The organism is Lysinibacillus sp. (assembly GCF_032093475.1).
Taxonomy (GTDB): domain Bacteria; phylum Bacillota; class Bacilli; order Bacillales_A; family Planococcaceae; genus Lysinibacillus; species Lysinibacillus irui.
On the sequence record NZ_DAMDAY010000057.1, the window covers coordinates 1 to 2,461 of the forward strand.

Here is a 2,461-nt window from a genome sequence, read left to right on the forward strand (position 1 = left end):
ATAAACTTTATAATGAATTACATTATATTGGGAAGTTTGATACAAATTTATAATAATTTAACTTCATAGCTAGGTAATTATAGGAAGTTATGAAGAAACTATCTTCTGAAAGCTAATTAGCCGTTGAAATTTTACTACGATAAAATTTCAATGGCTTTGATTGTTTTTACACTAAGATAACTAATTTAACTTTAAGGATATAAGAGGTTAAATTACAAAAAGTCGAAAATGCAACTCCGTTTATCTTGTAGTTAAGGAAACCTACAAAAAGCGTAAAAAATTTTTTTGTTAAATAAGCCAAGTTAATGACCAATTGTTGGTAGGCCAATACTTGAGGTTGCCAAAGATATTAGTCTCGGTAGAATCAATCCTAATGAGTTTTTATTTCATATACAATCGATCCTGCAACAGGTAAAGTAGTAACATTAAATAATAGATGATTGAGCAATTAGGATGATTTCAGTGGATTTCTTCAGTAATAACGTCTACAAACACTGGTGAAATGAATGAATTGTTTTTTGTCATAAATATATTAAATCTAGTACCTTGTTTAGATATCGAGAAATCGAGTATAGACATTATTAAAAACCTTACCAGCCGGACCAATCAAACTACTGCTATAAAATATGTTCCCCATTCTTTAGAAGGGCATCATATTGTAAGAATGAAAGAAAGCATGTAAAGAAGAAAAGATAAAAGGAGTAATGTTTGTCAAAGAGGGAAGTACCACTTATTACTGCCTTAATTAAGTTGTCGCAACATATGTGAAGAAGTTGTCGTAAGCATTTTCTTTACATATGTTTTTTTATTGAAGTTGTACTGCTATAGCAGATAATCTAGTTACATGGGTATTCAATGATAGCTTCGTCCCTTCTGCAAAGATTACGAGTGAAGGTCATTACAGTATTATTACTGATTATCTCGGAACGCCTGTTGAAGCCTATGATGAAAAAGGGAATAGGGTTTGGACAGCTGAACTTGATGTTTATGGACGAGTGAAAGAAGTTACAGGTGAGAAAGACTTTATTCCATTTAGATATCAAGGTCAGTATGATGATGTAGAAATTGGATTGTATTATAACAGATTCCGATACTATGACCCAGTGCAAGGGAATTATACTCAAATTGACCCGATTGGACTTGCGGGTGGAAATCCTACGCTTTATGGGTATGTCAGTGATCCGAATACATGGATTGATATATTTGGTTTATCGAGAGCACCGAGTCAAATCCTAGCAGCTAACTTAAAAAAGGGCGGAAGTAAGACAGCTGGACATCAGGCGCATCATGTAATTCCGACAAATGTGTGGAAACAATATCAAACTTTCTTCAATGATATTGGTATGGGTGGTTTAAGAGATGAAGCTTTCAATGGTATGATGATTCCTAGTAATCCTGATACTTTAAAAGGTAGTATATTTGATTTTATCCATAATACTTCTCATAGTGCTTATAATAGTAATGTGATGAACAGAGTAGGCAATATATATGCAGAATTTGATAATAATTTAATAGATGAAAAACAGGCTAGAAAACAAATTCGTAAATTACAAATGTAACTTAAAAATCAACTTCAAACAGGGCATTTTAGTAAAGATTACGTACCATTAAGAAAATATCCAACTTGTAAACGATTGGGGTAATTTTATGAAATATTTTATGTTAGTCAATAATAATGCTGCTTCTCCCATCTATTTAGATGGGGTTTTGCACGAAAGTTTTAATGAAGACAAATATGAAGAAGGAATGAGCTATAATTGGAACCGACCATTTATTGAACAAATGGAGTTTCCTAAAGAACTATGGTTAATAACGAGAAGCAAAATTCAATTTGACTACTACGAAAATTTCTTCGGTCATATAATCTCTGAAAAATTTTTATCTTCAATGGATCAAATAAATGTATTACAGGATTATGTTATAGCTAATTTACATGTTGTGAGTACAAAAGGTAAACCAAAAGTAAAAGACTCATTTTGCTTTATTAAATGTATTAAAAGACATGCATTAGTTGATTATGATAAATCTGAGTATCTTACAAGAGAAGTTCCAAGTAATGCAAAATTAAAAGTTGATGGAAGTTTCGTTGATAAGTATATAAGGTTGGTGTTAAAAGACACTGATCTTGATTTATTTCAATTAAACGATTTAAAACTGGGAAGATACTTGTTTGGTTCAGAAAAATTTAAATCATTATGTGAAAAAGGCAATCTTAAAGGGATTCAATTTATGGAGTTAGAGTTAGTGCCTAACTATCTACAATCGATCGTATAATTAATAAAATCTTTGAACCTTGTTAATACCTCATAGAATTAAAATTAACAGTATTATCTTAGCGTTAGCTTGATTTAAAGTTATTAAACACATATGTAAAGAAATTGTCTTAAGCTCTTTCTTTACATATTTTTTTTATATAAATAGATTTTTATTGTAGAGTAAAGGGGAGAAGAATGAATTTGTT

Annotated in this window: 2 protein-coding genes; both read left to right on the plus strand. The window is 30.6% G+C overall.

Features of this window, described 5'->3' with window-relative positions; all coding sequences use genetic code 11:
- The first annotated feature begins 881 nt into the window (after window positions 1-881).
- Window positions 882-1,559: an RHS repeat-associated core domain-containing protein gene (locus RT445_RS12995; protein WP_483869406.1), complete on the plus strand. Its 678-nt coding sequence runs from the start codon at window positions 882-884 to the stop codon at window positions 1,557-1,559.
- A gap of 88 nt (window positions 1,560-1,647) precedes the next feature.
- The gene (locus RT445_RS13000; RefSeq protein WP_274793669.1) at window positions 1,648-2,274 is read left to right on the plus strand and encodes an Imm43 family immunity protein; all 627 of its coding nucleotides are present in this window, start codon (window positions 1,648-1,650) and stop codon (window positions 2,272-2,274) included.
- Window positions 2,275-2,461 lie beyond the last annotated feature (187 nt).

What these genes read in the sequence shown, in the direction of transcription:
- RT445_RS13000 (WP_274793669.1), top strand. Translation starts at nt 1,648, where the DNA reads ATGAAATATTTTATGTTAGTCAATAATAATGCTGCTTCTCCCATCTAT.